The organism is Gluconobacter oxydans (assembly GCF_006539685.1).
In the GTDB taxonomy this organism is placed as follows: Bacteria; Pseudomonadota; Alphaproteobacteria; order Acetobacterales; family Acetobacteraceae; genus Gluconobacter; species Gluconobacter oxydans.
Genome location: NZ_BJNM01000059.1, coordinates 1 through 5,373 on the forward strand (window position 1 = coordinate 1; position 5,373 = coordinate 5,373).

Annotated in this window: 3 protein-coding genes and 1 pseudogene; 1 reads left to right on the forward strand and 3 read right to left on the reverse strand. The window is 57.5% G+C overall.

Annotated elements, in window-relative coordinates; all coding sequences use genetic code 11:
- Nucleotides 1-118 precede the first annotated feature (118 nt).
- Nucleotides 119-907, forward strand: coding sequence for an IS110 family transposase (locus tag GOX01_RS12125; RefSeq protein WP_228119355.1), 789 nt, complete (start codon nucleotides 119-121; stop codon nucleotides 905-907).
- On the opposite strand, the gene GOX01_RS12130 is transcribed toward GOX01_RS12125, so the two are convergent.
- The 3 genes and pseudogenes from GOX01_RS12130 to GOX01_RS12140 all read right to left on the reverse strand — a co-directional run.
- Nucleotides 897-3,461 carry a glycoside hydrolase family 31 protein gene (locus tag GOX01_RS12130; RefSeq protein WP_200862608.1) on the reverse strand — a complete coding sequence of 855 codons (2,565 nt, stop codon included), beginning with the start codon at nucleotides 3,459-3,461 and terminating at the stop codon, nucleotides 897-899. The two genes, GOX01_RS12125 and GOX01_RS12130, sit on opposite strands and share 11 nt — an antisense overlap.
- Before the next feature lie 57 nt (nucleotides 3,462-3,518).
- Nucleotides 3,519-4,766 (reverse strand): carbohydrate porin, encoded by a 1,248-nt coding sequence (locus GOX01_RS12135; protein WP_024717258.1) that lies wholly within the window; start codon nucleotides 4,764-4,766, stop codon nucleotides 3,519-3,521.
- A gap of 408 nt (nucleotides 4,767-5,174) precedes the next feature.
- Nucleotides 5,175-5,373 (reverse strand): annotated as a pseudogene (locus GOX01_RS12140) (IS5/IS1182 family transposase); the annotation flags it as partial.

Here is a 5,373-nt window from a genome sequence, read left to right on the forward strand (position 1 = left end):
CCTCCACCTGGTAGCCTGACCACGTTTTCTAGCAGGCCGATCTCGCCTCTCTTCACCGTCTCGAACAGTTGACGGCGGCCCGGTTCCGGGACCGCGAACATAAGAAAGAGAGAGTGATATGTCTTCGGAAACGGTCATTGGAATAGATTTGTCCCGAGACTGGCTTGATGGCTTTTGCCTGCCAGAAAAGCAGAGATTTCGTTTTCAGAATTCACCTGATGGCCATGCCAGATTACTTGAAATTCTTCAGAGTATGCCGGACGATCTCAAGGTTGGGTTTGAAGCCACAGGCGGACAGGAATGGGCACTCTGGCGTGTTCTCATAAGTATGGGGATCAATGCGGTCCAGTTGCCACCAGCACTGATCAAGGCTTTCGCATGCTCCATGGGGAAGAGAGCGAAGACCGACCAGATCGACGCGGAACTGATTGCGCGCTTTATGGCTTTTCGTCCAGAAGCAGGACGAACACTGCCGGATGCAAAACTCCAGATTCTGCGGGCACTGACGGTGCGCAGAGCTCAGATGGTGGAGGCACGTAAACGGCTTTCTGCCCAGATTTCGGCGCGCCGCAAGCAGGGTGTGAGCGCTGAACTGGAGGAGATGGACAGCAGTCTCAAAGCATTTCTCGAAAGCCAGATCAGCGAGCTTGAACACCGGATTGAAGGCGTTATAGCAGAGGCAGCAGAACTCTCCGCCAAAGCAGAGCTTCTCCGTTCCATTCTTGGTATCGGCCCGGTATCAGTCGCCATGCTTCTCGCCGAAATGCCAGAGCTCGGCCGCATGACAGCGACAGAAGCCGCTGCCGTGACCGGACTTGCACCAATGGCTCATGACAGCGGCGTGATGCGTGTAAAAAGGAACCCCCGTTCCCCGACGACAATCACGCCTAGCCCCTTCAGAGATTGATGTGGAGCGTAAGTGACGTCTGCCGCTCGAAACGTGGTACGGTGAAGCGCAGGGTCTCAGTCTTGCCATCGTATCGGACGTTCGTCGCGCCGTTGACACGCGTGGCGTCGGTTCCCGCCTTCACGCCGTGCACCACGACATCAACAAAATTCCACCATGGAGTTGACTGACCTTCTGGCTGGGACGCGGTAAAGACCATGTTACCGGCATCGGTGAACTGCGCCGCATAGTGCTGGCGAAAGAATTTGCCATGCTGGTAATCGAGCGACCGGCCGTCATCGACATAAATCTGACCGGACATCTGCTTGCCTGCGTATACATGAAGTTCCAGATTACCCTTCGGCGTCTCATCGGTGCTTTGTGTCAGCGGCTGGCGTGGAATGATACTTCCTGCCCGGGCATAGACGGCTAGCGTCGACAGATTTGGCGTCACGTTCACGGTGTGTGGCGTTTGCGCGGGATCGGCGGCCATCGTGGTGGTCGTTCCGCTATTGCCGGTCGCTTCCGCGACCGCAGGGTTTTCGATCCTCATTCCGGTCCAGTAATCGAACCACCCGCCAGGCGGGAGAATGACCTTGTAGGCATCGACCTGTTCCAGAAACTGTGGAGGTGCCACCAGAATATCGCTGCCCCACATGAACTCCGCGGGAGCCTGAAGGTCGAGAGCCAAACCGTTGGCCGCGTCCGGGAATTCGAGGAAAAGCGGTCGCATGATGGGGATACCGGTCCGGGACGCCTCATCCGCCATGGTGTAGATATATGGCATCAGCCTATAGCGGTCTTCGATGAAGCGACGGCGGATATCTTCCTGCGCCTTGCCGTCCACCCACGGTTCCTGCATGCGCGTGCCTAGATCGGAGTGGTCTTCCGCGATCGGATTGAACATGCCGATTTCAAGCCATTTGGTCAGCAGGTCCGGAGGAGGAGATCCGACGAAGCCTCCGAGATTATCTCCCGCATAGGTAAAGCCGCCCAGCCCCAGACTCAGAAGCATGGGCGTGCTGATCCGCAGGTGGTTCCATGTCGACGTATTGTCGCCGGTCCAGGTAGTCGCAAACCGTTGCCCACCCGCGTAAGAGGCGCGCATCATCACGAAGGGACGCTGGTTAGGTTTGAGTTTCAGCAGGCCCTCGTATGTCGCGCGCCCGTTTTCCATACCATAGACGTTATGCATCTCTTCATGGGTCGCCGTGCGCGTCTGGAAACCGGGCTCATCAATCCGATGGACATTGTCGTTCGGCATGGTCTTGAGAGCCGTGAAAATCGAAGGCTCGTTCATGTCGTTCCAGAAACCATCGAGATCGTTGTCGATATAATGGTGCTTGAAGAGGCTTCCCCAATAGTCACGGGCTTTCTGGTCAGTGAAGTCGGGGAAAACAGCGGGGCCCGGCCACACGGGTCCGACATACACGGAACCGTCCGGCCGATGCACGAACATGTTTTGGGCCGCGCCGATGTCGTAAGGCGTGTAACCAATGTTCGGTTGCCGTGCGACGTGCAGGTCAGCGATGACGACACTGTGGAGATGCTGGTCGTGCAGATCCTTTACGAGCCCCTTGAAATCTGGAAAGGCCGTCTGGTTGATGGTGAATGGGCGATTATGATTCTGCACGCCGATATCGAACCAGATCGCGTCGGCGGGGATGTGGTCACGGCGCAGATGTGCCGCGATGTCCCGAACCGTTCTTGCGTCCGGATACGAGTAGCGCGATTGCTGAAAGCCGAAAGCCCATTTGGGCGGGAGCGGTGCGATTCCCGTCAGCCATCCATAGGCGGAAAGGACATCTTTTGGTGTCGGGCCCGTAAAGACATAATAGTCGATCGCACCGCCGTCCGCGCCGAATGACATTTTCCCCGGATCGTTGACGCCGAAGTCAAAAACGGAGCGCCATGTATTGTCCATGAAGACGCCGTAAGAACGTCCCTTGTCGTAAGCTATGAAAAAAGGGATGTCCTTGTAGAGGGGGTCCTGTCGCTCCTGATACGTATAGGAATCCGTGTTCCAGTTCTGATAGGTATAACCGCGTCGGTCGAGAGGCCCTGGCTTGTCGCCCAGACCGAAAATATGGGTGTCAGACGGAAGGTCTTTGACCAGGCGGAAGCCTTTTCCATAGGATTGGTAGGGCCTGGCGTCAGAGTCGGCGAGGATCGTGCGGCCGTTCCTGTCGCTCAACGTGACCGCGCCCGTCGCTGCGTTGATGCTGACCTGGGCGGATGCCGTGGAAAATCCGTTTGCCGTCCGGGTAATGGCAACGCCAGCTCCGCGCGACGCCGCGGATGCGGCCCATGACGCATCTTCCGGAAGCCTGCCGTCACGTCCGACACGGACACGAAACACATCATCGCGGAGCGCTACAACCTGCACGATCAGCTGACCGTTGCGATACGTGATGCCGTTTCGCGGCTGCGCGGTGTCGGGTGCCGCGGTCGATGTGCTCATCTCTGGCGTATGCGCGGGCGCGGGCGACGACTGCGCATGGGCGTTTGAGATCGCGAGGGCTGCTACCACGATGGCCGAGCTGCTCAACAGGCGGCGTGCTGTCATTGTGTTCATCTTTCTCTCCATTCGATGTGAGGCAGTTAAGAAAAGAGTGCGTTTTCTGATCGGTGATCAGAACACCTGGACATGCCCGCGCATGCCGAAAAAGACGGCATTGGGAATGTTCCGCTGTCCATTGACGTTCCAGAAATATTGAAAATCGGGGCCGAGCACGATGCCGTATCCGACATGGATGCGGTATTGCATTTCCAGGACCTGCGCGAAGCGCTGGGGCTGGTAGGCGATGCCGGGGTGGATCTGGTCTTTCCAGCCGAACGGGGGCGTCAGACCATGTTGCAGGGCAATCGCCTGGGCCTGACTCCAGCGGCTGCTGATCGTGGTCGATGAAAAAATTATCCCGAAGCTGTCCTTGGGACGCGCGCGCCAGAATCCGTTATCGACCAGCGCGATGATATACTGTTCGGCCCGTCGGACGATCCTCGGGTCATTGTGATTGAAACGCAGCATCAGCCATAAGCCTTCGTCCGCGCCGGGGCCGTTACGATGGATCATCTGATCCGCCACGAACCATACGCCGGGGTAAGAGTGGTCCAGCCGCGCCGTCTGTCCGGTCAAAACCGCGTCTCGCCCGTGCACGTCGTAGAGGACGTCGGCGATCGGCGCGGAGGCGTAGCTGCCGCCGATCTTGACGCGTCCCGGCAGGTGGGCCGCCCCGATATCCGGTCGAAACTCCAGTTCGAAGGGAATGGCTACACCGTCGGTCTGCGCGGTCGTGAAATGCCAGCCGCTCCGGTTCGAACTCTGATCGTTCGCGTAGATTCCGGTGCTGAAGGTCCACGCCTTGAATGGCGTGTAGCGAATGTTTGCTCCCCAGACGGCTTTGGGATAGACGCTGTTGGACAGCACGTCCGTCGGCGCCTTGGGAACGCCGCAGATCATGTTGTTCATGAAGGTGCAGTCGAGCGTCGAGGCGTCAAAATTGTTCAGCAAACCCATGCGCCCGACCGAGATGTCATATTTGCCGTCCTGCAGTTTCTGTTCGGCGAACGCCAGAACGAGATGGGCAGCGGTGTTGCCGCCGCCGCCATAGACCTGCTGGCTGGGGTCGAGCGTATCCCCGAAGCCGAAGCTCGCACTCTGACCATACCGTGTCACGTTGGAGACATGAGTCGATAAACCCTGCCACCCTGCGAGCGTGCCCCAGTCGATGTCGAACCCCCAGCCGAGCTGGCCAGCGTTCGACACTTCGCGCGTCACGCCACCCGCGACATTCCCGCCAAATTCGTTCTCGTCGTCGATCGATACGGTTACGCCATGCTTCGCCAGCCAACGACGTGTATCCCAGAGGTCGCCGAACAAAGCTTCTGTGGATGGGTTGGCAGCAGGAACAGGACCACCGAGCGTGCCTCCTTGGGAGCGCGTCTGCGCGAGCCCGGGCGTACAGACCCCTAACCCTAAGGCCAGCCACAAAGAAGATTGTCCCAGCCCAAGGACAAGAAAAAAATTTTTATTTCGCACTATGACCACATAATCAACTTCCCATCAGGCGCATATCTGATATCTGTCCCAGTCATCCAAAATAAAATAGTGGCTTTATTGCCATCAAGGGATCAAAAAAACGTTATTGAGGAACCTGGAGGGATCGAAGAACCCTTGATTGATGTGCTTGGCCCGTAATTTCAGGTTTTTGGCGATTTGATTGACTGCTTTTGGGTTGGTTTTCGATCTGCGTTTTGAGCAGATCGAGGGCTGCCATCCGCTGGATATCTACGCGCTCGCGCTGATCCGCTCCAGGAAGAGAAAGCGACGCATGTTGTAGACGATATTGGCCAGCCCGACCCTCATGGTGGCTCGCGTTATGCCTACAGTTCGGACGAACAGTCCTGTCTGCGATTTCTGATCGGCAAAGACATGCTCGACACGCGACCGGATCACGGACTTGCCGGCATTGGATCGCTGGATATGG